At 63.8% G+C, this 22,583-nt stretch carries 24 protein-coding genes; 16 read left to right on the forward strand and 8 right to left on the reverse strand.

Going from position 1 to position 22,583, the window contains the following annotated elements:
• The 3 genes from murJ to NDO55_RS04490 all read left to right on the forward strand — a co-directional run bounded on the left by murJ (nucleotide 1) and on the right by NDO55_RS04490 (nucleotide 3,364).
• A complete protein-coding gene (murJ, locus tag NDO55_RS04480) occupies nucleotides 1-1,569 on the forward strand; it encodes a murein biosynthesis integral membrane protein MurJ (RefSeq protein ID WP_252112816.1) in 1,569 nt (522 codons plus the stop codon).
• Nucleotides 1,570-1,571: 2 nt separating this feature from the next.
• Nucleotides 1,572-2,570 carry a tryptophan--tRNA ligase gene (gene trpS, locus NDO55_RS04485; protein WP_252112818.1) on the forward strand — a complete coding sequence of 333 codons (999 nt, stop codon included), beginning with the start codon at nucleotides 1,572-1,574 and terminating at the stop codon, nucleotides 2,568-2,570.
• Nucleotides 2,571-2,686: 116 nt separating this feature from the next.
• Nucleotides 2,687-3,364 (forward strand): DUF4136 domain-containing protein, encoded by a 678-nt coding sequence (locus NDO55_RS04490; RefSeq protein ID WP_252112820.1) that lies wholly within the window; start codon nucleotides 2,687-2,689, stop codon nucleotides 3,362-3,364.
• Between the two features lie 108 nt (nucleotides 3,365-3,472).
• Here NDO55_RS04490 and dnaA read toward each other — a convergent pair whose 3' ends face one another.
• The 3 genes from dnaA to mutM form a co-directional block, all read right to left on the reverse strand.
• Entirely contained in the window at nucleotides 3,473-4,864 is a 1,392-nt protein-coding gene (dnaA, locus tag NDO55_RS04495; RefSeq protein WP_252112821.1) for a chromosomal replication initiator protein DnaA, read from the reverse strand.
• A 405-nt stretch (nucleotides 4,865-5,269) separates the two neighbouring features.
• The gene (rpsT, locus tag NDO55_RS04500) at nucleotides 5,270-5,533 is read right to left on the reverse strand and encodes a 30S ribosomal protein S20 (protein ID WP_252112823.1); all 264 of its coding nucleotides are present in this window, start codon (nucleotides 5,531-5,533) and stop codon (nucleotides 5,270-5,272) included.
• 119 nt (nucleotides 5,534-5,652) lie between these two features.
• Complete coding sequence (gene mutM, locus NDO55_RS04505) at nucleotides 5,653-6,468, reverse strand: bifunctional DNA-formamidopyrimidine glycosylase/DNA-(apurinic or apyrimidinic site) lyase (RefSeq protein ID WP_252112825.1); 816 nt, start codon at nucleotides 6,466-6,468, stop codon at nucleotides 5,653-5,655.
• A 60-nt stretch (nucleotides 6,469-6,528) separates the two neighbouring features.
• Here mutM and NDO55_RS04510 point away from each other — a divergent pair, with 60 nt between their 5' ends.
• The 5 genes from NDO55_RS04510 to NDO55_RS04530 are packed head-to-tail and all read left to right on the forward strand — an operon-like array spanning nucleotide 6,529 to nucleotide 11,193.
• Nucleotides 6,529-7,263, forward strand: a complete 735-nt coding sequence (locus NDO55_RS04510; protein WP_252112827.1) for a class I SAM-dependent methyltransferase — start codon at nucleotides 6,529-6,531, stop codon at nucleotides 7,261-7,263.
• A gap of 6 nt (nucleotides 7,264-7,269) precedes the next feature.
• Entirely contained in the window at nucleotides 7,270-8,799 is a 1,530-nt protein-coding gene (ubiB, locus tag NDO55_RS04515; RefSeq protein ID WP_252112829.1) for a 2-polyprenylphenol 6-hydroxylase, read from the forward strand.
• Nucleotides 8,799-9,989: a bifunctional phosphopantothenoylcysteine decarboxylase/phosphopantothenate--cysteine ligase CoaBC gene (gene coaBC / locus NDO55_RS04520; protein ID WP_252112830.1), complete on the forward strand. Its 1,191-nt coding sequence runs from the start codon at nucleotides 8,799-8,801 to the stop codon at nucleotides 9,987-9,989. The genes ubiB and coaBC overlap by 1 nt, the downstream gene beginning before the upstream one ends.
• The gene (gene dut, locus NDO55_RS04525) at nucleotides 9,986-10,429 is read left to right on the forward strand and encodes a dUTP diphosphatase (RefSeq protein ID WP_252112832.1); all 444 of its coding nucleotides are present in this window, start codon (nucleotides 9,986-9,988) and stop codon (nucleotides 10,427-10,429) included. The genes coaBC and dut overlap by 4 nt, the downstream gene beginning before the upstream one ends.
• Nucleotides 10,426-11,193 (forward strand): HesA/MoeB/ThiF family protein, encoded by a 768-nt coding sequence (locus NDO55_RS04530; RefSeq protein ID WP_252112834.1) that lies wholly within the window; start codon nucleotides 10,426-10,428, stop codon nucleotides 11,191-11,193. The genes dut and NDO55_RS04530 overlap by 4 nt, the downstream gene beginning before the upstream one ends.
• Here the strand turns inward: NDO55_RS04530 and topA are convergent.
• The 3 genes from topA to plsY all read right to left on the reverse strand — a co-directional run bounded on the left by topA (nucleotide 11,190) and on the right by plsY (nucleotide 15,450).
• Nucleotides 11,190-13,679 carry a type I DNA topoisomerase gene (topA, locus tag NDO55_RS04535; RefSeq protein WP_252112836.1) on the reverse strand — a complete coding sequence of 830 codons (2,490 nt, stop codon included), beginning with the start codon at nucleotides 13,677-13,679 and terminating at the stop codon, nucleotides 11,190-11,192. The genes NDO55_RS04530 and topA overlap by 4 nt on opposite strands.
• A gap of 66 nt (nucleotides 13,680-13,745) precedes the next feature.
• Nucleotides 13,746-14,837 (reverse strand): DNA-processing protein DprA, encoded by a 1,092-nt coding sequence (gene dprA, locus NDO55_RS04540; RefSeq protein ID WP_252112838.1) that lies wholly within the window; start codon nucleotides 14,835-14,837, stop codon nucleotides 13,746-13,748.
• The gene (gene plsY, locus NDO55_RS04545) at nucleotides 14,809-15,450 is read right to left on the reverse strand and encodes a glycerol-3-phosphate 1-O-acyltransferase PlsY (RefSeq protein ID WP_252112840.1); all 642 of its coding nucleotides are present in this window, start codon (nucleotides 15,448-15,450) and stop codon (nucleotides 14,809-14,811) included. Before plsY ends, dprA begins: the two co-directional genes overlap by 29 nt.
• A gap of 83 nt (nucleotides 15,451-15,533) precedes the next feature.
• Here plsY and murI point away from each other — a divergent pair, with 83 nt between their 5' ends.
• Together murI and hemA are read left to right on the forward strand one after the other, a co-directional pair.
• A complete protein-coding gene (gene murI, locus NDO55_RS04550; protein ID WP_252112842.1) occupies nucleotides 15,534-16,322 on the forward strand; it encodes a glutamate racemase in 789 nt (262 codons plus the stop codon).
• A gap of 46 nt (nucleotides 16,323-16,368) precedes the next feature.
• The gene (gene hemA / locus NDO55_RS04555) at nucleotides 16,369-17,583 is read left to right on the forward strand and encodes a 5-aminolevulinate synthase (protein ID WP_252112844.1); all 1,215 of its coding nucleotides are present in this window, start codon (nucleotides 16,369-16,371) and stop codon (nucleotides 17,581-17,583) included.
• On the opposite strand, the gene NDO55_RS04560 is transcribed toward hemA, so the two are convergent.
• Entirely contained in the window at nucleotides 17,580-18,026 is a 447-nt protein-coding gene (locus NDO55_RS04560; protein WP_252112846.1) for a DUF3429 domain-containing protein, read from the reverse strand. The genes hemA and NDO55_RS04560 overlap by 4 nt on opposite strands.
• Nucleotides 18,027-18,113: 87 nt before the next feature.
• Here NDO55_RS04560 and rpiB point away from each other — a divergent pair, with 87 nt between their 5' ends.
• Genes rpiB through NDO55_RS04580 form a run of 4 tightly spaced genes read left to right on the forward strand, consistent with a single transcriptional unit; the run spans nucleotide 18,114 to nucleotide 21,034 of the window.
• A complete protein-coding gene (rpiB, locus tag NDO55_RS04565) occupies nucleotides 18,114-18,539 on the forward strand; it encodes a ribose 5-phosphate isomerase B (RefSeq protein ID WP_252112848.1) in 426 nt (141 codons plus the stop codon).
• Nucleotides 18,540-18,548: 9 nt separating this feature from the next.
• Entirely contained in the window at nucleotides 18,549-19,856 is a 1,308-nt protein-coding gene (glyA, locus tag NDO55_RS04570; RefSeq protein WP_252112850.1) for a serine hydroxymethyltransferase, read from the forward strand.
• 4 nt (nucleotides 19,857-19,860) lie between these two features.
• Nucleotides 19,861-20,319: a transcriptional regulator NrdR gene (nrdR, locus tag NDO55_RS04575; RefSeq protein WP_252112852.1), complete on the forward strand. Its 459-nt coding sequence runs from the start codon at nucleotides 19,861-19,863 to the stop codon at nucleotides 20,317-20,319.
• The gene (locus NDO55_RS04580; RefSeq protein WP_252112854.1) at nucleotides 20,312-21,034 is read left to right on the forward strand and encodes an RNA methyltransferase; all 723 of its coding nucleotides are present in this window, start codon (nucleotides 20,312-20,314) and stop codon (nucleotides 21,032-21,034) included. The genes nrdR and NDO55_RS04580 overlap by 8 nt, the downstream gene beginning before the upstream one ends.
• On the opposite strand, the gene NDO55_RS04585 is transcribed toward NDO55_RS04580, so the two are convergent.
• A complete protein-coding gene (locus NDO55_RS04585; protein ID WP_425276878.1) occupies nucleotides 21,031-21,339 on the reverse strand; it encodes a chorismate mutase in 309 nt (102 codons plus the stop codon). The genes NDO55_RS04580 and NDO55_RS04585 overlap by 4 nt on opposite strands.
• 128 nt (nucleotides 21,340-21,467) lie before the next feature.
• On the opposite strand from NDO55_RS04585, the gene NDO55_RS04590 reads away from it, so the two are divergent.
• Together NDO55_RS04590 and rpsD are read left to right on the forward strand one after the other, a co-directional pair.
• Nucleotides 21,468-21,734, forward strand: a complete 267-nt coding sequence (locus NDO55_RS04590; RefSeq protein ID WP_252112858.1) for a hypothetical protein — start codon at nucleotides 21,468-21,470, stop codon at nucleotides 21,732-21,734.
• Between the two features lie 231 nt (nucleotides 21,735-21,965).
• Nucleotides 21,966-22,580 (forward strand): 30S ribosomal protein S4, encoded by a 615-nt coding sequence (gene rpsD / locus NDO55_RS04595; protein ID WP_252112860.1) that lies wholly within the window; start codon nucleotides 21,966-21,968, stop codon nucleotides 22,578-22,580.
• The last annotated feature ends 3 nt before the right edge of the window (nucleotides 22,581-22,583 follow it).

Here is a 22,583-nt window from a genome sequence, read left to right on the forward strand (position 1 = left end):
ATGAACCTCGTCAAAGCCGGGGGCACGATTGGCGGCCTGACGTTCGTCAGCCGTATCCTCGGCTTCGTTCGCGAAATGGTGTTTTCGCGCGTGATGGGCGCGTCGGCTGCGGCCGACCTGTTCGTCTTCGCCTTCACCATTCCGAACCAATTGCGACGCCTGCTCGGCGAAGGCGCGTTCAGCCAGGGCTTCGTACCCCTGTTCGCGCGCCTCGTCGGCAAGGATGGCGATCTCGACGATGCCAAGCGCTTCGCCGAGGAGGTGCAGGCCGTGTTCCTGCCCGCGCTCATCCTCATCACCGCCATCTTCGCGATCGGCATGCCCTTCGTTGTCGCCGCCATCGCCGATGAAAGCTGGCGCGAGGATCCGGTCATTTTCGGCCAGGCGGTCGAGCTGACGCGGATCACCTTCCCCTATCTCATTTTCATCGCGCTCGTGTCGCTCTTCAGCGGCATCCTCAATTCGCTGTCGCGCTTTGCCGTCGCCGCGTTCGCGCCGGCCCTGCTCAACGTGGCACTGGTCGGCGCCTTGCTGCTATTCGACCAGGGCGGCCTCGTCACCGCACGCGCCATGGCTTGGGGCGTGATTGCCGGCGGTGTGATCCAGCTGGCGACCCTCGTCCTTGCGACGCGTCATGCCGGCCTCAAGCTCAAGCTGTTGCCGCCGCGCATGACGCCGCGCGTCAAGGAACTGCTCAAGCTGATGGTGCCCGCCACCATCGCTGCGGGCGGCTATTATATCAGCCAGCTTTTCTACCTGAAATTCGCGACCCGCTTGCCCGATGGTAGCCTTGTCTATTTGAGCCAGGCCGACCGCCTGAACCAGCTTCCGCTGGCGCTCATCGGCTCGGCCATCGGCGTTGCCATCCTGCCCGCCATCAGCCGCCATATCGGCGCTGCCGAGGTCAAGCAGGCCTCCAACGTCCAGAGCCGCGCCACCGAGCTGGCGATGTTGCTCACCCTGCCCGCGACCATCGCGCTCATCACCATTGCCGAGCCGGTCATGACGACGCTGTTCGAAGGTGGCCGCTTCAGCGAGGAAGACGCCGCCATGTCGGGCCGCGTCCTGTCCTACATGGTCCTCGGCCTACCGGCTTATGTGATGATCAAGATCCTCGCGCCCGGCTTTTTCGCGCGCAAGGATATGAAGACGCCCGCCATCATCACGATGAGCACGCTGGGCCTCGCCGTCGCCATATGGTTCGCCTTTATCGACGAAATGGGCATCATCATCCTGCCGATCGGCACCGCCATTGCCGCCTGGATCAACGCGCTCACGCTTTACGCCCTGCTGCACCATCGCGGCCATTTCAGCTTCGAGCCCTGGCTGGTGACGCGCCTCCTCAAGCAGCTGCTTTGCGCCGGCGTGATGGCAGCCATCCTCTACTATCTCAGCGGCGTCTTCGCCGAATGGTTCGCCGCCGATGGCCTGCGCAAGGCCGCCTCGCTCGGCCTCACCTGCGGTGTCGGGGGCAGCGCCTATCTCGCCCTTGCATGGATCATCGGCGCGATGGACAAGAAGGACATCCTGCTCCTGCTGGGCAAATCGAAATTCAAGGAAAGCAAATAGACATGCGCATCGTTTCGGGCATCCAGCCCACCGGCGACCTCCATCTTGGCAACCTCCTGGGTGCGATCCTGCGCTGGGTGGCGATGCAGGACGAGCCGGGCGAGCGCTTCTTTTTCCTCGCCGACCTCCACGCCATCACCGTCGATAGCGATCCCGACCAGCTGCGCGCCAATGTGCGCGAGATGACCGCGGCCTTGCTGGCAAGCGGCATCGATCCTGAAAAGTCGGTCCTGTTTGCGCATAGCGATGTCCCCGCCCATCCCGAGCTTGCATGGCTGCTCAGTTGCACCGCGCGCATGGGCTGGCTCAATCGCATGACCCAGTTCAAGGCCAAGTCGGGCAAGCATAAGGAAAAGGCCAGTGTCGGCCTCTTCACCTACCCCGTCCTGCAGGCCGCCGACGTCATGCTGTACGGCGCCACCCACGTCCCGGTGGGCGAGGACCAGAAGCAGCATATCGAACTGGCCCGCGACATTGCCGACAGCTTCAACCATCGCACCAGCGAGGAAGTCTTCGTCGCGCCCGCGCCCTACATTCCCAAGGGCCGCGCCGCGCGGATCATGAGCCTGCGCGATGCCTCGAACAAGATGTCCAAGTCAGACCCGTCGGACATGAGCCGCATCAACCTTACCGACGATGACGACACGGTCCGCACCAAGATCAAGAAGGCGCGGACCGACCCCGAGCCCCTGCCCGACACGCTCGACGGGCTCGAAGGGCGCGAGGAAGCGCGCAACCTTGTCGGCATCATGGCCGCCATCAAGGGCCGCAGCGAGGAAGACGTCCTTGCCGAATTTGCCGGCCAGGGCTTCGGCCAATTCAAGCCTGCATTGGGCGATGCGCTCGTCGAAATGCTGGCGCCCATTCGTCAGCGCCTCGAGGAATATCGCGCCAATCCGGACAAGCTCGATGCAGTCCTTGATGCGGGTGCAGAGAAGGCGCGCGCGGCGGCGCAACCGCGGCTCGATCATGCCTACAAGGCAATCGGCCTACGTCGCTAATCCGACATAAAGCTCTGAAAACAGGCAATTTTCCTTCATCTTTGGTTCACGCCTACCTGTGCTATAAGGTAGGGCAATGGCGCCGCGACGGCGCAAACAATGAGTAGGAAAATATCATGACGCCCAAGTTTAGGAACATGATGACCGCTGCCGCCGCGCTCGCCCTTGCCGGGTGCGCCACCGGTTTCGACACCAAGGTAAGCCGTTTCCAGAACATGCCCGCGCCCGAAGGCCAGACCTTCGCGATCGTGCCGGCGGACCAGGAAAATGACGGCAGCCTCGAATTCAATGTCTATGCCGACATGGTCGCGGCCGAAATGGCCGAGGAAGGTTATGTCGAGGCGAGCGATCTCGCCAGCGCCGACCTGATCGTTCAACTCGGTTATGGCGTCGACGATGGCCAGCGTGTCGTGGTCGACCAGGATCCGTTCGGCTATCGCCGCCGCGCTTTCTATGCGCGCTATGGCGGCCTGTGGGGTCGCCCTTATTACCGTTACTACCGCCCGCGCTATTATCGTGGGTCGCGGGTCGGCTTCTATTTCGGCTGGGATGATCCCTTCTGGTACGGCCGCGATCTGCGCGTCTACACCGAATATCGCTCGGCGCTCGATATCGACATCCGCCGTGCTGACACCAACGAAGCGGTTTTCGAAGGCACCGCCAAGGCACGTAGCCGTACCGATGAACTCGGCACGCTCGTTCCCAACCTCATCACCGCGATGTTCACCGACTTCCCCGGCAATTCGGGCGAGACCGTGAAGATCACCGTGAAAGAGGAAGAGAGCGAAGACTAGGCGCCACAGCCCAAGCTTAATCGCCAATCAAAAAGGCCCGCCAGTGTCGCGTCACACTGGCGGGCCTTCTTGCAATGTCGGGGCCAATAACGCGGCCCCTGGGGGAAATCAGTTTTCCAGCTGGCGGGTCAGCAGGCGGATGTCCGCATCCAGCTCGGCATCCGCAGCGCGCAGGCTTTCGATGCGCTTGACCGCGTGGATCACGGTCGTGTGGTCGCGCCCGCCGAAGCGCCGTCCGATATCGGGCAGCGACTTGGGCGTCAGCTGCTTGGACAGGTACATGGCGACCTGCCTCGGGCGGGCCACTTCGCGGGCGCGTCTCGCAGAAGTCATTTCGGCTTTTCGGATCGAGAAGTGCGCAGCGACGCGGGTCTGGATCTCGTCGATCGAGATGCGGCGCTGGTTGGCGCGCAGCACGTTGGCGAGCACTTCCTCCACGAACGGCACGTCGATGTCGCGGCCGGTCATCATCGCATAAGCGGCGATGCGGTTGAGCGCACCTTCGAGTTCGCGGATCGAATTGGTGATGCGGCGGGCGAGGAACTCGACCACGGCGGCCGGCATGTCGACGCCCGGCAGCTGCTCCAACTTCGCCTGCAGGATATTGTAGCGCAGCTCGTAATCGGCGGCGTTGATGTCGGCGACGAGCCCCCAGCTCAGGCGCGACAGGATACGCGGCTCGATGCCATCCAAATCCTGTGGTGCACGATCCGAGGTGATCACCAGGCGGCGACCTGCCGTGATGATCTCGTTCATCGTATGGAAGAATTCTTCCTGGGTCGATTCCTTGCCGGCAATGAATTGGACGTCATCGACCAGCAGGAGATCGGCCGAACGCAGGCGGCTCTTAAACGCGATCGTGTCATTCTCGCGCAGCGCGCGGACAAACTCGACCATGAACTTTTCGGCAGACATGCTGACAACTTGCGCCTCGGGATTCAGCTCGAGGAACTTCTGGCCAGTGGCGTGCAGCAAGTGCGTCTTGCCGCGGCCGGTGCCACCATGAATGAACAGCGGATTGAAGGTCACGCGGTCGCTCGAGGCAAGCGTCTTGGCCGCCGTCGCAGCAACCTCATTGGCCTTGCCGATAATGAAGTGATCGAAGCTGTAGCGCTGATCGAAATTGGGCCGCGGGTGACGCGGCGCTTGGGCGGCGGCGACTTCGGGCGCCGGCTTGGGCTCTTCTTCGAGCACCAGCATGGGCGACGGCTTGGGCGCACCGTCGGCCGCAACGAAGCGCACGTCACGCACGACCGGCAGCGTGTGCCGCCACGCGAGCGCGATTCGATCACCAAAGTGCGACTTCACCCAGTCGGCCATGAACTTTGAGGGCATCTCGATATCGAGCGCGCCGGATTCGGGGTCGAAGGCGCCAAGGCCAGAAGGCTTGATCCAGCCTTCATAGGTGCGCACGCCAAGGTCCCGGCGAAGGCCTTCGCGGATGCTCTGCCACGCGGCATCGAGGGGGGCCTGGGCCACTTCCTCGTTGCTCTTGGGCATAGCTTTTCCTTCGCCTTGCACTGGCTCGCGACTCCCTTGGATACCTGTTTACAGACAAAGCGGCTCTGTTACGCGCAGACCATCCGGTCGCGGCGCCCGTGGCTTCCGGCTCTGTCTTGCCCCCCGGGGCGGAATCGCGCCCGGAAGTCTTGTTCTAAGGCCGTCGCTTGAGTCGATTCAAGACCCGTTTTTTCATTTCAGTGAAATAAAAGGTATTGACAGCGCAAAGCCGGGAAAAATTGAAAAAAGCCCGGTTTTTCGACGCTTTTCGGTTGTGCGCAAAAACCACCTCTTCGCGAATCGCGGGAATCGCTAGACTTTTTTCTGACACGCAAACGAAACGAGCCGCCCGGCTTTCCGGACGGCTCGCATCACGCCGAAAACGGCGTCTCGTTTTGGGGCTGATTAGCCCAGCGCAGCGACGCGCTTCGACAGGCGGCTCATCTTCCGCGCTGCCGTATTCTTGTGCATCACGCCTTTGGCGACACCGCGCGCGATTTCCGGCTGTGCAGCGCGAAGCGCCTGGACGGCATCGTCCTGCTTGCCAGCTTCGATCGCTTCTTCGACCTTCTTGATCTGGGTGCGGATGCGGCTGACGCGCGCGCCGTTGATTTCGGCGCGACGGTCGTTGCGACGGATACGTTTACGTGCCTGCGGCGAATTCGCCATGGATGGACCTCAACTTGCTCGTATAAAAAGAAAATCGGCGCTGACCGTTTGCGGCCGGCACCGTGCAGGGCGACCCCTTACCGACATGCCTCGCTATCGTCAAGCATTCGTCGCGAGAACTAACGCTGACAGCGCGCGCAATAGAATGTCGACCGCCCGCCCTGGACCCGCCGCTTCACCTTGCCCCCGCACGTCCGGCACTCCTCGCCCTCGCGCCCATAGACGTCGAAGCTCTTGGAGAAATAGCCGAGTTCGCCATCGGGCTGGGCAAAATCGCGCAGGCTCGATCCGCCGGCCTCGATCGCTTCGGCCAGCACATCGCCGATCGCGCCGGCCAGCTTGTCGAGCCGCGCCTTGCCCACGCTGCCGGCCGTTCGCCCCGGCGCGATACCGCTGCGATAGAGCGCTTCACACACATATATATTGCCGAGCCCCGCGACGACGCGCTGGTCGAGTAAGGCGAGCTTGATCGCGGTGCCCTTGCCGGCGAGCCGGTCGCCAAGGATCTTGCCGCTCAGCGCACCGCCCAATGGCTCGGGGCCCATGCCGACAAAGCCGTCGAAACCTTCCCATTCGGAGGTCGCGACAAGGTCGACCGATCCGAATCGCCGCGGGTCGTTCAATGACACCACCCGGCCCTCCTCCGTCTCGATCACCAGATGGTCATGTTTGCCGATCTCGTCAGGGTCGATGCGCCAGCGTCCCGACATGCCGAGATGGAAGATCATCGTGTCATCGCGGTCGGTATGGACGAGTCCATATTTCGCGCGCCGCGCCAGCGAGGTCACGCGCGCACCCGTCAGCCGCTGCCCGAGCCCTTCCGGAAACGGGCGGCGCAGATCGGGACGCCGCAATTCGACACGCGCAAGCCGCCGACCTTCGAGGATCGGGGCAAGACCGCGCACGGTGGTTTCGACTTCGGGTAACTCGGGCATGGATCAAACCGACTTAAGACCCGTTCCCGTCATCGCCAACCCCTGCTAGGGCCTTCGCCTATGAGTGACGAACAAGTCTATTTCGGCGACGAACAGGTCGCCCCCGCGGAAAAGACCGCGCGCGTCGGCCGCGTCTTTTCTTCGGTCGCCTCGCGCTATGACCTGATGAACGACCTCATGTCGGGCGGTCTCCACCGTTTGTGGAAGGACCGCTTTGTCGGCAAGGTCAATCCGCGCAAGGGCGAGGCCATTCTCGACATGGCCGGCGGCACCGGCGACATCGCCTTCCGCATGGCCCGCCGCGGCGCCGACGTCACCGTCGCCGACATCAACCCCGACATGCTCGAGGTCGGCCGCGAACGCGCCGGCAAGCGCGGCCTCGACGGCCTTCGCTGGCGTGTCGAAAATGCCGAGACGCTCAATCTCGAAGACAATAGCTTCGACGCCTACACCATCGCCTTCGGCATCCGGAACGTCACCGACATTCCCGCTGCGCTGCGCGAGGCCCACCGCGTCCTCAAGCCCGGCGGCCGTCTCTACGTGCTCGAATTCTCGACCAGCGAATGGCCGGGCTTCGGCAATGCCTACGACCTTTACGCCGAGAACGTCATTCCCAAGGTCGGCGAAGCCGTCACCGGCGATGGCGACAGCTATCAGTATCTTGTCGAATCGATCCGCCGCTTCCCGCGCATGGCCGAGTTCGAACGCATGATCGGTGAGGCCGGGTTCGAACGCACCGGGCACGAGCCCATCCTCGGCGGCCTTGTCGCCATGCATTGGGGTTGGAAGATCTAGTCCATCATGGCGTCGACCTTGCTCCATCTCTCTCGCCTGATGCGCTGGGGGCGCACGCTCGCCCGCCACGGGGCGCTGCGCGGGATCGAAAACGATCCGCTCACCCCGCCGCACGTCAAGCGCCTGCTGCGCATCGCCCGCTTCGGCGCGCGCCAGCCTGCAAAGCCGGACTATGCCGCCGCGCTGCAGGAAATCGGTCCAGCCGCAATCAAGCTCGGCCAAGCGCTCGCAACGCGACCCGACCTCGTCGGCGAGGAAGCGGCCGAAAACCTCCTGCTCCTTCAGGACAACCTCCCGCCCGCGCCCTTCTCAGTCGTCAAGCCGGCAGTCGAGAAGGCCTTGGGCGCACCCTTGGAAGCGCTCTTCACCGAATTTGAGGAAGAACCGGTCGGCGCTGCTTCGATCGCGCAGGTCCACAAAGCCGTTACGACCGAAGGCCGCACCGTCGCGGTCAAGGTGCTGCGCCCGGGGATCGAGGAAACTTTCGCCGACGCGCTCGAAACATACGAATGGGCCGCCGCCCAGGTCGAAGGCCTTGGCGGCGAGGCGACACGCCTGCGCCCGCGCCAGGTCATCGCCCATTTCAAGCAATGGACCCGCCGCGAACTCGACCTCCAGCGCGAGGCCGCCAGCGCGTCCGAGCTGCGCGAGAATATGGTCGCCGAACCCGGCTTCTACGTGCCCGAGATCGACTGGCGCCGCACCGCGCGCCGCGTCCTCACCATGGAATGGCTCGACGGCACCAAGCTCACCCGCAAGAAGCAGCTGCGCGAGGACGGCCATGACGTCGGCCAGCTTTCGCGCATCCTCGTGCGCGCCTTCCTGCGCCAGGCGGTGGTCGACGGTTTCTTCCATGCCGACTTGCACCAGGGCAATCTGATCGCGCTTCCCGACGGCCGCCTTGCTGCGGTCGATTTCGGGATCATGGGCCGCATCGATCGACAGGCACGTTTGTGGCTCGCGGAAATCCTCTACGGCCTCATCACCGGCAATTATCGCCGCGTCGCCGAAATCCATTTCGAGGCGCAATATGTCCCCGCCCATCACAGCGTCGACGAATTCGCTACCGCGCTGCGTGCCGTGGGCGAACCCATTCGCGGTCTGCCTGTCAAGGACATCTCGATCGGTCGCATGCTCGAGGGCCTGTTCTCGATCACCCGCGATTTCGACATGGCGACGCAGCCGCACCTCCTGCTGCTGCAGAAAACCATGGTGATGGAAGAAGGCGTCGTCGTCAGCCTCGATCCCGACATCAACATGTGGGAAGCCGCCGAACCCTTCCTCACCGAATGGGTGCGCAGCGAACTCGGCCCCGAGACTGTGATCGCCGATAAACTCACTGCGCTGCGCCGCACCTTGGAGCGCTTGCCCCGCCTGATCGACAAGATCGACGCCACCTATCCCGAGCCGGGCGGCGCCCCGCCCATGCCACCCTTGCCCGAAGTAAAGGTCATCGAGCGGCCTAATCTATGGGGCTATGTCCTCACCGCGCTGATCGCTGGTGCAGCGGGCGCGGGGCTGGTAGCCTTGCTCTAATGGCGAGGCTTCTCCTCATCGTCGGTGGCGGGATTGCGGCCTACAAGGCTGCGGAGCTTATCCGCCATGCCCGCAAAACTGGCCATGAGGTCACGCCCGTCCTCACCGATGGCGGGTCGCATTTCGTGACGCCGATGAGCCTGGCCGCGCTGGCGGAAAGCCCCGTCTACACATCATTGTGGGACCTCAAGGACGAAACCGAGATGGGGCATATCCAGCTGTCCCGCGCCGCCGACCATGTGCTAGTCTGTCCCGCAACCGCCGACCTCATCGCCAAGATGGCTGCTGGCCTTGCGACAGATCTCGCCACGACGCTGCTGCTCGCCACCGACAAGCCCGTCACCGTCGCCCCGGCGATGAACGTGCGCATGTGGCAGCACCCTGCCACGCAGCGCAATGTCGCCCAGCTTCGCGCCGACGGCATCACCGTCCTCGATCCCGACGAAGGCGCCATGGCCTGCGGCGAATTCGGTCCAGGTCGTCTCCCGGAGCCCGAGGCCATCCTAGCCGCGCTGCCGCTCGACAAGCCGACGGCCGACGCCAAGGGCGAAAGCGGCCCGCTTGCCGGCAAACATATACTCGTGACCGCAGGTCCGACCCACGAGCCGATCGATCCGGTTCGCGTCATCGCCAACCGGTCGTCGGGCAAGCAGGGCTTCGCCATCGCCCGCGCTGCCGCCGCAGCCGGTGCCCGCGTCACCCTGATCGCCGGCCCGGTCAGCCTTCCCACTCCGCCGGGCGTCGGTCGAATCGATGTCGAGACAGCGGTCCAGATGCGCGACGCGGTGATGGGCGCGCTCCCTGCCGACGCCGCCATCATGGTCGCCGCCGTCGCCGACTGGCGCGTCGAGGTTGCGGACAGCAAACTCAAAAAGGGCAAGGGTCCGCCCGCGCTCGAATGGCACGCCAATCCCGACATCCTCGCCGAACTTGGCGAGCATCCCGACCGCCCCGGCCTGCTGGTCGGCTTTGCGGCAGAGACCAACGACGTCGTCACCAATGCGAAAGGCAAACTGGAGCGCAAGAAGGCCGACTGGATCGTCGCCAACGACGTTTCCGGCAACGTGATGGGCGGCGACAATAACCGCATTCACCTCGTCAGCGCCGACGGCGTCGACGATTGGGAAGACCTGCCGAAAAGCGCTGTTGCACAACGGCTTATCGAGAAAATCGCAGAAAGCATCGCATGACCATTTCGATCCAGCTGGCCCGCCTGCCCCATGGCGATGGGCTGCCCGTTCCCGCTTATGCCACGCCCGGCGCTGCCGGCATGGACATCCAGAGCGCCGAGGACGTCACCATCCCGCCCGGCGGCCGCCATGCCGTCGCCACGGGCTTCCGTGTCGCCATTCCCGACGGTTACGAGATCCAGGTGCGCCCTCGCTCCGGCCTTGCCTTCAAACATGGCGTCACCGTTCCTAATACGCCCGGCACGATCGACAGCGACTATCGCGGCGAGCTGAAAGTGCTGCTGATCAACCACGGTCCCGAAGATTTCGTGATCGAGCGCGGTATGCGCGTTGCCCAGATCGTCCCGGCTGCCGTGACCCAGGCGAGCTTCGTCGAGGTCGAGGAACTGGACGAGACCGAGCGCGGCGCGGGCGGCTTCGGGAGCACGGGCACCAAGTGAACCTGTTCGACGAGCCCGACGACAATGCGCTGAGCGAGGACGAACTCGACCGCTACGCGCGGCACATCGTCCTGCCCCAATTGGGCGCGGTCGGACAGAAGCGCCTAAAAAAAGCACGCATCGGCGTGGTCGGCGCGGGCGGGATCGGCGCTGGCATCATCCCGGCGCTTGTCGGCGCAGGCATCGGCAAGATCACGCTCGTCGACGACGATGCCGTCAGCCTCTCCAACCTCCAGCGCCAATGGCTCTTCACCACCGACGATATCGGTAGCGGCAAGGCCCCCCTCGCCCGCCGCTTCGCCGAAGCGCGCAACCCGCATGTCACCCTCGACGCCCATGCCGTGAAGATCGACGAGGCGAATGCCAGTGATCTCCTCGCGGGCCACGACCTCGTCATCGACGGCACCGACAATTTCGCGACCCGCTTGCTCGTCAGCGATACATGTGTCGCACTTGGTATCCCGCTCATCAGCGCCGCGGCGCAGCAACTCCAGGGCCAGGTCGGCCTGTGGCGCGCAAAGCCTTGCTATCGCTGTTTCGTCGGCGACGCCTTCGATGCCGAGGATTGCGACACCTGTGCCGAACTGGGCGTCGTCGGCGCATTGACCGGCATGGTCGGCAATATGGCTGCAATGATGGCGATCCGTTTCATCGCCGGCATTGGCGACGAGGACGCATCCACGCTCCACCTGTATGACGGCATGACCAATCGCTGGCGGCCCATTGCGGTGCCGCCAGATCCTGCCTGCAAGGCCTGCGCCTAGCTCTTCTTCTTGGCCGGGGCCTTTTTCTTGGTCGTGCGACGCTTCTTCTTGGCCGGACCCTTGGCCGCGCGCGCATCGATCAATTCGATCGCCTGCTCGAGCGTCACGTCCTTGGGCTCGGCCCCCTTGGGCAGGGTCGCATTGGTCTTGCCGTCGGTGACATATGGGCCGTAGCGTCCGTCCATCACCTTCACTTCGCCCTCGGTCGTCGGATGCTTGCCCAGCACGGCGATCGGTTCGCGCGCCGCACCGCGACGCCCCTTGCCCTTGTTCGCCGCCGCTTCGGCCAGCGCCGCGACGGCAGCATTCATGCCCGTCTCGAACACCTCTTGGGTGCTCTTAAGACGCGCATAATTGCCGTCATGGACGATATAGGGACCATAGCGCCCGATCGACGCGGAGATCATGTTCCCTGTCTCCGGATGCGGACCGATCTCACGAGGGAGTGACAGCAGCTTCTTCGCCATCTCGAGGTCGAGCGTTGAGCGATCGACATCCTTGGGGATGGACGCCCGCTTCTTCTCGCCATCGACTTCCTGCTCGAGATAAGGGCCGTAGCGACCCGTCTTCATCTCGATCCCCTCGCCCAGCTCGGCGGGGCCGTCATTGGCATCTTCGCCGCGGACGCCGAAAGGACGGGTGTAGTTGCATTCGGGATAGTTGGCGCAGCTGATGAAGGCGCCGAACTTGCCGCCGCGAAGGCTCAGCCGCCCGCCATCCTTGGGACAGGCGCGCGGGTCTGTGCCGTCTTCCTTTTCGGGGAAGAGATAGCGTTCGAGAAATTCGTCCAATGCCGCGGTGATGTCGGAGGGCTTCTGCTCCATGACTTCGCCCGCCTTGGGTTTGAAGTCACGCCAGAAATCGTCGAGCATCTTCTGCCAGCCGAGGCGGCCGCCCGACACATCGTCCAGCTCTTCCTCGAGCTCGGCGGTATAGTCGTAGCTGACATAGCGCTCGAAAAAGCGTTCTAGGAAAGCCGTCACGAGGCGCCCTGAATCCTCCGGCACGAAACGCTTCTGCTCGAGCCGGACATAGTCGCGGTCCTTCAGCGTCTGCAGCGTCGCGGCATAGGTCGAGGGACGACCGATGCCGAGCTCTTCCAAGCGCTTCACCAGGCTCGCTTCGGAGAAACGCGGCGGCGGCTGGGTAAAATGCTGGGTCGCCTTCACATCCTTGCGCACCGGCGCATCGCCTTCGCGCAGCAGCGGCATCTTGCCGCCATCCTCGTCCCCGGCATCGTCGCGGCCTTCTTCGTACAGCGCGAGGAAGCCCGGAAATTTGACGACCTGCCCGGTCGCGCGCAGCGTCACGCGATCGACGCCGTCGGTCAGCTCGACCGTCGTACGCTCAAGTCGCGCTGCGGCCATCTGGCTGGCCAGCGCACGGTTGTAGATGAGGCGGTACAGCTTGGCCGCATCACCCTGCCCCGCGTTATCCTTGCGGAAATTGACCGGACGGATCGCCTCGTGCGCTTCCTGCGCATTCTTGGCCTTGGAGCGGTACTGGCGCGGCTTGTCGGGCAGGTAGCCGCCATCATAGCGGTCGGCGATCGCATGACGCGCTGCGGACAGCGCCTCGCCCGCCATCTGAACGCCATCGGTACGCATGTAGGTGATGGCACCGGCCTCGTAGAGCCCCTGCGCGAGGCTCATCGTGTGGCTTGCCGAGAAGCCGAGCTTGCGCGCGGCTTCCTGCTGCAGCGTCGAGGTCGTGAAGGGCGGCGGCGGGTTCTTGGTGAGCGGCTTGGTCTCGACGCTTTCGACGGTGAAGTTCCCCGCTTCGATCGCAGCCTTCGCGGCGTCTGCTTCTTCCTTAGACCCCAGCGTCAGTCGGTCGATCTTCTTGCCGTCGAAGCGTACCAGGCGCGATTCGAACTCGGTTCCGCCTTGTTCGAACAGGGCCGCGACCTGCCAATATTCCTGCGGCTTGAAAATCTCGATTTCGCGCTCGCGGTCGACGATCAGGCGCAGCGCGACCGACTGGACACGGCCCGCCGAACGCGCACCCGGCAGCTTGCGCCACAGGATCGGCGACAGCGTGAAGCCCACCAGATAGTCGAGCGCCCGGCGCGCGCGATACGCATCGATCAGGTCGGTATCGAGTTCGCGCGGATGCGCCATCGCTTCGGTGACGGCCGCCTTGGTGATCTGGTTGAAGGTGACGCGCTCGACCTCGGACGGGATCGCCTTCTTCTTGGACAGCATCTCCTGGACGTGCCAGCTGATCGCCTCGCCTTCGCGATCAGGGTCGGTCGCGAGGATCAGGGCGTCGGCCTGCTTGGCCGCATCGGTGATGGCCTTCACCTGCTTGGTCTTGTCGCTGTTCGCCGACCATTTCATGGCGAAGTCCTTGTCCGGGTCGACCGAACCGTCCTTCGGCGGCAAGTCGCGAACATGGCCATAGCTGGCGAGCACCTTGTGCCCCGGTCCCAGATATTTCTCGATGGTTTTCGCCTTGGCGGGCGATTCGACGATGACGAGTTTCAAAGCTTGGGCGTCCCTTTACACGTGTACGCGCGATGATCCGCTGCCTCACGTGGGGGTCAAGCCGTTTTAACGCAAGCTCACTTTCTGGCCGGCATGGCGATCGAGCCGTCCGGCTAGGTCGAGTTCGAGCAAAGCCAATTGCACTTCGGCGGCCGACAGTCCCGATTGGCGGATCAACTCGTCGACCATGACCGGCACCGGCCCCAGCAAGGCCTCGACCCGCTCGCTGGCATGTTCGTCATGATCGGCCTGCAGGATCGGGGCGGGCTCGCGATCCTCGGCTACGCCTTTCATGCGCATGTCGATGGGACCGAGGCTGGCGAGGACGTCCTGCGCATTTTCGACCAAGGTCGCTCCGTCGCGGATCAGTCCGTTGCAGCCCCGCGCCCGGGGATCGAGCGGGCTGCCCGGAATCGCCATCACTTCGCGCCCCGCCTCCGCCGCCAGCCGGGCGGTGATGAGACTGCCGGACTTGGGCGCTGCTTCCACGACCAGTGTCCCGGCGGCCAAGCCCGCAATAATCCGGTTACGGTGGGGGAAGTGACGCGCGGTTGGTTGCGTGCCCGGCGGCATTTCAGCGACCAGCAGCCCTTCTTCCGCAATATCGGTCTGCCGCGCTTCGTTTTCGGGCGGATAGACGGTGTCGATCCCGCCTGCGATCACGCCGATCGTGCCGGTCCACAGTGCGCCGTCATGCGCCGCGCTGTCGATGCCGCGAGCAAGCCCTGACACGATGACCTGCCCCTCGCGTCCCAAGTCCGCCGCCAGCTCGCGCGCCAGCCGCACTGCAGCGGCGCTGGCATTGCGCGCGCCGACCATCGCGACGGCAGGCTTGTCGAGCAAATCGGTCTTGCCCTTCACCGTCAGGACGGGCGGTGCATCGTCCAGTTCGGCCAGAAGAGCAGGATAACCGGGCTCTCCCCAGACGAGATATTGCGCGCCCTGCCGTTCGACCCGCTCGATCTCGTCGGCCACCAGGTCGTGGCTGGCCAATTGCGGTGCCCTGCCCTTGCCGCGTCGCGCCAAATCGGGGATGGCCTCGATCGCCGCGCCGGGGCTGCCGAAACGCTGGATGAGCTGGCGGTAGGAAACGGGCCCGATACCGCGCGAGCGGATCAGGCGAAGATGGTCATGGAGCTGAGTTGTCGTCGTCGCCATTTTGGGCTGCCTCGGCTGTCGCGCGCTTCGCGCCGAAGCGCGGCTCGGACCCGCTGAGGATCCGGGCGATATTCGCACGATGCTTCCACCAGATGAGAAGCGTGAAACCGAGCAGCATGGGGAACAAAGTGTCGTCGCCGCGGACCAACGCCGTGACCGGGGCCGCGACCGCGGCCATCAGCCCGCCAGCGGCAGAGATCCGCGTGACGAGGAAGAAGAACAGCCAGGCACCAAAGGCGATCGCGGCATAGATCCAGTTGAGTGCAAGCAGGATGCCGAAGAATGTCGCGACGCCCTTGCCGCCGCGAAACTTCAGCCAGATGGGGTAGAGGTGACCCAAGAGTGCGCCCGTCGCCCCGAACAATTCGGCATTGTCGGGAAAGAAGTGACGCGCCACCAGCACAGCCGCGACACCTTTCAGAAGGTCGAGGAATAACACGAGCGCCCCGATGCCCTTACCCGCCGCACGCACCGCATTGGTCGCCCCGATATTGCCCGAACCGGTCGCGCGTAGGTCGCCTTTGCCGGCGAGACGGACGAGAATGATGCCGAAGGGAATCGACCCCAACAGGTAGCCGATCAGCAGCGGGGCGAATTGGTAGGCGTCGATCATCGCAATCCTCGTTAAGGGCCCTGCCCGCGCCAGACAAGAGACGGGATTGCGGAAATCAGCCATTCGCGGCTAGCAGAGTGGCGATGCAATCCGACGCGCCTCTCCTATTCTTCGACTCCGGTATCGGCGGTCTGTCGATCCTCGGACCGACGCGCGAGCTCTTGCCCAACGCGCCGATTGTCTACGCGGCAGACAATGCCGCCTTTCCTTATGGCACGCGGAGCGAGGCGGAGATTGCGGCGCGCGTCCCCGCCTTGCTGGGCCGTCTGGTCGAACGCGTGCATCCGCGGCTCGTCACCATTGCGTGCAACACCGCCAGCACCATCGCCCTCGATCATGTCCGCGCCGCGCTCGACGTGCCGGTCGTCGGCACGGTCCCGGCCATCAAGCCTGCCGCCGAACATTCGCAAAGCCGCGTCATCGGCGTGCTCGGCACGCAGGCGACCGTTCGCCAGCCTTATGTGGACGACCTGGCCGCGAAGTTTGCAAGCGACTGCACCGTCTTGCGACACGGCTCGGCCGCCTTGGTCGAACTTGCCGAGCAGCGACTGGCGAGCGCATCGGTCGACAAGGCCGATGTGATTGCTGCTGCCCAACCCCTGTTCGACCAGCCGGAAGGAGACCGGCTCGATACCGTCGTCCTGGCGTGCACCCACTTCCCCTTGCTTGCCGACTGGCTCCGCGAGGCGCACCCGGGCGTCGCCTTCATTGACGGAGGTCAAGGAATTGCGAGGCGAATCGCTTATCTCACCAATGGCCAGTCCTGGCCCGATGCCCGTCCCCAAGGCCGCGCCCTGTTCACGGGCGCCGTCCCGCAGGCGCTCGCACCGGCAATGGAAGGCTTTGGAATTACCGACCTTTCGACCCTTTGATTTACGTTTCAAGAAGGGTTAAAGGCCCCGGCCAAGAGAGCGAGACATGGATTATAACGGCATCTTCAAGGCAGCGATCGACCGGCTGCACGACGAGGGACGCTATCGCGTCTTCATCGATATCTTGCGCAACAAGGGCAATTTCCCCAACGCGCGCTGCTTCCACGGCCATAACGGACCCAAGCCGATCACGGTGTGGTGTTCGAACGACTATCTGGGCATGGGACAGCACGACAAGGTCATCGCCGCGATGGAGCAGGCACTGCACGATGTCGGCGCAGGCTCGGGCGGGACGCGCAATATCGGTGGCAACACGCACCTGCATGTGAACCTCGAGGCGGAGCTGGCCGACCTCCATGCCAAGGAAGCGGCCCTGCTCTTCACGTCGGGCTATGTCTCCAACGAAGCGACGTTGTCGACGATCGCCAAGCTGCTGCCCGGCTGCGTCGTCTATTCGGACGAATTGAACCACGCATCGATGATTGCGGGCATCCGCAATTCGGGATGCGAGAAGAAGATCTTCCGCCACAACGATCTGGACCATCTCGAGCAGCTGCTCATGGACGCGCCGGCCGAGGCACCCAAGCTCATCGCGTTCGAAAGCGTCTATTCGATGGACGGCGACATCGCGCCGATCGAGGCGATCTGCGACCTTGCCGATAAATATGGTGCTATCACCTATCTGGACGAAGTTCATGCCGTGGGCATGTACGGCGCGCGCGGCGGCGGCATTTCGGAACGCGACGGCCTGGCCGAGCGGGTCACCATCATCGAAGGCACGCTGGGCAAGGCGTTCGGCGTGATGGGCGGCTATGTCGCGGCCGACAAGACGATCATCGACTGCATCCGCTCCTATGCGCCGGGCTTCATCTTCACTACGAGCCTGTCGCCCGTCCTTGCGGCCGGTGCGCTGGCCAGCGTCAAGCACCTCAAGGGCTCGGACGTCGAGCGCAACGCGCAGCAGGACAAGGCTGCAATGCTCAAGCGAAAGATGGTCGAGGCCGGCTTGCCGGTCATGCCGAGCGTAACCCATATCGTCCCGCTGATGGTCGGCGACCCCGTCAAGGCCAAGGATATCAGCGACATCCTGCTCGCCGAATATGGCTGTTACGTGCAGCCCATCAACTTCCCGACCGTGCCGCGCGGCACGGAGCGGCTGCGCTTCACGCCCGGGCCGTTCCATACGGAAGCGATGATGGACGAGCTGGTGAAGGGCCTGAAGGAAATCTGGGGCCGCCTCGACCTCAAGCTCGCCGCCTAGGCGAGATGTCCCGCAAGGATCGTCAGCGTCCCCAGCATCAGCGATAGGGGCAAGCGCAGCCGCATCCACCATTTGGGCGTCATGCCACGTTGGTGCAGCCAGCCGTCGACAAGCGGCGACAGCAAGATGAGAATGCCGACAACCAGTCCCGACAGGCGCGGGGCGAGGTTCATGAAGCTGAACGACAGGACCAGCAGCATGAAGGCGATGAGGCTCGGCAGCACAGACAGGATCATGATGCCGGCGGGCGGCTTGGCCTTTTGCGCCGCGAACGCCCACCAGGCGCCGCCGAGGAAGGTCAGGATCAGCATCCCGTAGACGACGCCCCAGAACGAGAAGCTGTGCGTCGCGGGGTTGTTCATCTCGCCCAGCGCGATGATCGCGATCGGCGGCAGGAGGCCGGCAAAGCCCAGCACTTTGGGCCAGAAGGGGATCTTGTTCATGACCCCGTTTGTGGACGGTCAAATTTTCACTGGCAAGGTGGCCATAGGTGGTGGCGCGGAGGCGCGCGGGCCGCTACATCTTGGGGCATGAAAATCGCGATCGCTTCCGACCATGCCGGCTTCAACCTGAAAGCCATCCTCGTCCAGACACTCACGACTGCCGGACATGAGGTCGCAGACCTCGGCCCCGACAATCCCGAAAGCGTCGATTATCCCGATTATGGCAAGAAGCTTGCCGACCATATCGCGGCAGGCGAGGCCGAAAAGGGCATCGTCGTGTGCGGGTCGGGCATCGGCATCTCGATCGCCGTCAATCGCAACCCGGCCTGCCGCTGCGCCCGGGTCAGCGAGCCGCTTTCGGCTGCGCTTGCCCGCCAGCATAACGATGCCAACGTCATCGCATTGGGCGAGCGTCTGGTCGGCGTCGACATGGCCAAGGCAATCGTCGAGGCTTTCCTCACCACCGAATTCGAAGGCGGGCGTCACCAGCGCCGCGTCGACAAACTCAGCTAAGGGCAATTCATGGCTTCCGCACCCGACCTCTCCGCGATCCGCAGCGACGGCTTCTTCACCGACGGCGTGGCAACGACCGATCCCGACATCGCCAAGGCACTCGATGCCGAGCTGACACGCGAACAGAAGCAGATCGAGCTGATCGCATCGGAGAATATCGTCTCCAAGGCGGTGCTCGAAGCGCAAGGCAGCGTGCTCACGAATAAATATGCCGAAGGCTATCCGGGCCGCCGTTACTATCAGGGTTGCGCGCCGTCGGACTCGGTCGAGCAGCTCGCCATCGATCGCGCCAAACAACTCTTCGACTGCGCCTATGTAAACGTGCAGCCGCATTCGGGCGCGCAGGCCAATGGCGCAGTCAACCTGGCGCTGATCAAGCCCGGCGACACGATCCTCGGCATGAGCCTCGATGCGGGCGGCCACCTTACGCATGGCGCCAAGCCCGCCCAGTCGGGCAAATGGTTCAACGCGGTGCAATATGGCGTAACCGAGGACACCCACCTTATCGATTATGACGAGGTCGAGCGGCTTGCGGTCGAGCATAAGCCCGCGCTCATCATTGCGGGTGGCAGCGCCTATCCGCGCCAGATCGATTTCGCCCGCTTCCGCGCCATTGCCGACAAGGTGGGCGCCTACCTCCATGTCGACATGGCGCACTTTGCCGGCCTCGTCGCGGCTGGCGAGCATCCGAGCCCCCTGCCCCACGCCCACGTCGTTACGACGACCACGCACAAAACGCTGCGCGGACCGCGAGGCGGCATGATTCTTTCCAATGACGAAGCGCTGGGCAAGAAATTCAACAGCGCGGTATTCCCGGGCCTCCAGGGCGGACCGCTGATGCACGTCATCGCGGCCAAGGCGGTCGCTTTCGGCGAGGCACTACGCCCCGAATTCAAGACCTACTCGCGCCAAGTCATTCGCAATGCACAAGTCCTGTGCGAGCGGCTGAAAGAACGCGGTGCCGACCTGGTCGCCGGCGGGACCGATACGCATGTCGGCCTCATCGACCTTCGCCCGCTCGGTATTACCGGCAAGGATGCCGACGAGGCGCTCGAGCGCGCCAGCATCACCTGCAACAAGAATGGCGTGCCCTTCGACCCGCTGCCTCCACTGAAAACGAGCGGCATCCGTGTCGGCTCGCCCGCCGGCACGACGCGCGGCTTTGGCGAGGAAGAATTCCGCGCCATCGGTGACATGGTTGCCGACGTGCTCGACGGTGTCGCGAAGTCGGGCGGCGAAGGCGATGCCGGGGTCGAGGCCGCGGTGAAGGCCCGCGTCGAAGCGCTGTGCGACCGCTTCCCGATCTACGAGGGCTGATCGGTTGCGCTGTCCCTTCTGTACCCACGAACAAAGCCAGGTGAAGGATAGCCGCCCGTCGGAAGATGGCGCGGCGATCCGGCGGCGTCGCCAATGCGAAGGCTGCGGCGCGCGTTTTACCACCTTCGAACGCGTCCAGCTGCGCGATCTCACCGTCGTCAAGAAAGACGGCAAGCGCGAGCCGTTCGAGCAAGCCAAGCTTCAGGCATCCATCCGCCATGCCTGCCGTAAGCGCAACATTTCCGAAGGCCAGATCGAACGGCTTGCCCATTCGATCCAGCGCCAGCTCGAAACCCAGTCGGGCGACGATGTCGACGCCGGTGCGATCGGCGAAGCGGTGATGGACGGGCTGAAGGCCTTGGACGACGTCGCCTATATCCGCTTCGCCTCTGTCTATCGCGACTTCAAGGAAGCCGGCGACTTCGCCGATTTTGCCGGCAGCGTGGATGAGAAGGATGAGTGACAAGCCCATCGTTGTGCTGGTCAATCCCCAGCTCGGCCAGAATATCGGCAAGGCGGCGCGTGCCATGCTCAATTTCGGGCTTACCGAGATGCGCCTCGTGGCGCCGCGCGATGGCTGGCCCAATCCCGAAGCAGGTCCGGCCGCGTCGGGCGCCGACATCGTCCTCGATCAAGCCAAAGTTTACGACACGACGGCCGAGGCACTTGCGGACGTCAGTCTCGTCTTTGCATCGACCGTTAGGCGCCGCGAACTGAAGACGCCGGTGGTCGGCCCCGAGGACATGGCGCGCGAGATTCACGCGAACGAGGGCAAGTCGGCAATCCTGTTCGGTCCCGAACGCTCCGGCCTCACTGGCGAAGACGTCAACCTCGCGCAGCGCATCGTGACCGTGCCGATCAATCCCGAATTCGGGAGCCTCAACCTCGCCCAGGCGGTGATCCTGCTGGCCTATGAATGGTCGCGCCAAGCTGGCGATGACCTTGCCCAACCGACCATGAAGGACGAAGAGCCGCGCGCGCCGATGGGCGAACTCAACGCGCTGATCGACCATCTCGACGGCGCTCTCGACCAGCGCGGCTACTTCTTTCCCGAAGACCGCGCCGAGGCCACGCGCACGACGATCCGCACGATCCTCACCAAGCCCGGCTGGTCGAGCCGCGAGATCGGTGCCTTGTTCGGGATCGTGAAGACGCTGGAAAAGCCGCCCAAGGGCTAGCCGCGGGTCGCGTCGTAGCGGTCGAATTCGTGCGCGATCGAGGTTTCGATGAGATCCTCGTAGAGCCGGTCCAGCAACTTGCGATCGACGCCCAGTCGCTCGGCCTCGGCATCGACCTTCGCCTTCACGTCCGCCTTGCGCCATTCATCGCGCACCGCCTCGCGGTTCGGTTTGATGCGCGCTGCAGCGTCCATATAGCCGAAACGGCGCTTCAACAGGGCCACGATGTCGCGGTCGACGGCATCCACGCCGGCGCGGACTTCATCCATGGATTGGCAATTTTCCGGGGAAACAACCTCGCTCATGGGCATGTCATAAGCGAGGCCGCAGCGCCCTGCCACCTGAATATATGCCGATATTTCAATTAATTTGCCGTTCAGTTATTGTTCACGGTTCGAGGAGCAGCCTCGAAAGCCTCAGAAGGAGACGTTTTATGATCGACCTTTTGTTGGCGGCAATGATCGCCAATCCTTCGGTTCCGTCGAACCCCAACGAAGTCGTCGTGGTTTGCTGGCGCGAGCAGCTCTCGAGCATTCTCGACCAGTGCGCGTCGATGCCGGCGTCGCAGCTTGCGACGTTCGTGCCCCCTGAGGAGGCGCTGGAATTGAAGGCAGGTTATGGTGCGTACTTCCGCATGGCCAATGAAGGCGCTGGCGAACCCAAGCGCTACAAGGTCGTCCTGCGGACGAGCGTCAACTAACCCCCTCCTTCCGTAAAAAAGAGGGAAACAAGGCGGGCGCCCGAGTATCGGCGCCCGTTTGCGTATCTGAGATAGCCCTGAACGACGTCGCTTAAATGCTTGACGTCGAAGGGCACTTTTCCTAGATGCGCCCTCGCAATTGATCCCACATGTCCGGTGAAGTGGTGATCGCGGCAGGCCATGCCTGCCGGAGCGGTCCGGACATCATATTGAGCTAATTGGAGAAATAGCATGTCGAAGCGCACGAGCGCCAAGTATAAACTCGACCGTCGCATGGGCGAAAACGTCTTTGGTCGCCCGAAGAGCCCGGTCAACCGCCGCGAATATGGCCCCGGCCAGCACGGCCAGCGTCGTAAGGGCAAGATGTCCGACTACGGCCTGCAGCTGCGCGCCAAGCAGAAGCTGAAGGGCTATTACGGCGACGTCACCGAAAAGCAGTTCCGTCGCACCTTCAAGGACGCGTCGAACATGAAGGGCGATACCTCGCAGAACCTCATCGGCCTGCTCGAGCGTCGTCTCGACATGATCGTCTATCGCGCCAAGTTCGCGCCGACTATCTGGGCCGCGCGTCAGCTGGTCAGCCACGGTCACATCCGCGTCAACGGCGTGAAGTGCAACATCGCCTCGCGTCGCTGCGACGTGAACGACGAGATCTCGCTCGGTTCGAAGGCCAAGGAAATGGCCCTCGTCCTCGAAGCGCAGAGCCTCGCCGAGCGCGACATCCCCGACTATGTTTCGGTCGACAGCGATCACCAGGTGACCTTCACCCGCGTGCCGCAGCTCGACGAAGTGCCCTACCCGGTGCGCATGGAACCGAACTTGGTCGTCGAATTCTATTCGCGCTGATCC

Origin of the sequence: Sphingomicrobium sediminis, assembly GCF_023805295.1 — a bacterium.
Taxonomy (GTDB): domain Bacteria; phylum Pseudomonadota; class Alphaproteobacteria; order Sphingomonadales; family Sphingomonadaceae; genus Sphingomicrobium; species Sphingomicrobium sediminis.

Bases quoted from the DNA above. Each gene is read 5' to 3' on its own strand.
- mutM (WP_252112825.1), bottom strand. From the start codon at position 6,468: ATGCCCGAGTTACCCGAAGTCGAAACCACCGTGCGCGGTCTTGCCCCG.
- rpsT (WP_252112823.1), bottom strand. From the start codon at position 5,533: ATGGCGAATTCGCCGCAGGCACGTAAACGTATCCGTCGCAACGACCGT.
- murJ (WP_252112816.1), top strand. From the start codon at position 1: ATGAACCTCGTCAAAGCCGGGGGCACGATTGGCGGCCTGACGTTCGTC.
- NDO55_RS04580 (WP_252112854.1), top strand. From the start codon at position 20,312: ATGAGTGACAAGCCCATCGTTGTGCTGGTCAATCCCCAGCTCGGCCAG.
- glyA (WP_252112850.1), top strand. From the start codon at position 18,549: ATGGCTTCCGCACCCGACCTCTCCGCGATCCGCAGCGACGGCTTCTTC.
- rpiB (WP_252112848.1), top strand. From the start codon at position 18,114: ATGAAAATCGCGATCGCTTCCGACCATGCCGGCTTCAACCTGAAAGCC.
- trpS (WP_252112818.1), top strand. From the start codon at position 1,572: ATGCGCATCGTTTCGGGCATCCAGCCCACCGGCGACCTCCATCTTGGC.
- murI (WP_252112842.1), top strand. From the start codon at position 15,534: ATGCAATCCGACGCGCCTCTCCTATTCTTCGACTCCGGTATCGGCGGT.
- coaBC (WP_252112830.1), top strand. From the start codon at position 8,799: ATGGCGAGGCTTCTCCTCATCGTCGGTGGCGGGATTGCGGCCTACAAG.
- dnaA (WP_252112821.1), bottom strand. From the start codon at position 4,864: ATGCCCAAGAGCAACGAGGAAGTGGCCCAGGCCCCCCTCGATGCCGCG.
- NDO55_RS04490 (WP_252112820.1), top strand. From the start codon at position 2,687: ATGACGCCCAAGTTTAGGAACATGATGACCGCTGCCGCCGCGCTCGCC.
- dprA (WP_252112838.1), bottom strand. From the start codon at position 14,837: ATGGCGACGACGACAACTCAGCTCCATGACCATCTTCGCCTGATCCGC.
- ubiB (WP_252112829.1), top strand. From the start codon at position 7,270: ATGGCGTCGACCTTGCTCCATCTCTCTCGCCTGATGCGCTGGGGGCGC.
- NDO55_RS04590 (WP_252112858.1), top strand. From the start codon at position 21,468: ATGATCGACCTTTTGTTGGCGGCAATGATCGCCAATCCTTCGGTTCCG.
- plsY (WP_252112840.1), bottom strand. From the start codon at position 15,450: ATGATCGACGCCTACCAATTCGCCCCGCTGCTGATCGGCTACCTGTTG.
- hemA (WP_252112844.1), top strand. From the start codon at position 16,369: ATGGATTATAACGGCATCTTCAAGGCAGCGATCGACCGGCTGCACGAC.
- NDO55_RS04510 (WP_252112827.1), top strand. From the start codon at position 6,529: ATGAGTGACGAACAAGTCTATTTCGGCGACGAACAGGTCGCCCCCGCG.
- NDO55_RS04585 (WP_425276878.1), bottom strand. From the start codon at position 21,339: ATGAGCGAGGTTGTTTCCCCGGAAAATTGCCAATCCATGGATGAAGTC.
- dut (WP_252112832.1), top strand. From the start codon at position 9,986: ATGACCATTTCGATCCAGCTGGCCCGCCTGCCCCATGGCGATGGGCTG.
- NDO55_RS04560 (WP_252112846.1), bottom strand. From the start codon at position 18,026: ATGAACAAGATCCCCTTCTGGCCCAAAGTGCTGGGCTTTGCCGGCCTC.
- rpsD (WP_252112860.1), top strand. From the start codon at position 21,966: ATGTCGAAGCGCACGAGCGCCAAGTATAAACTCGACCGTCGCATGGGC.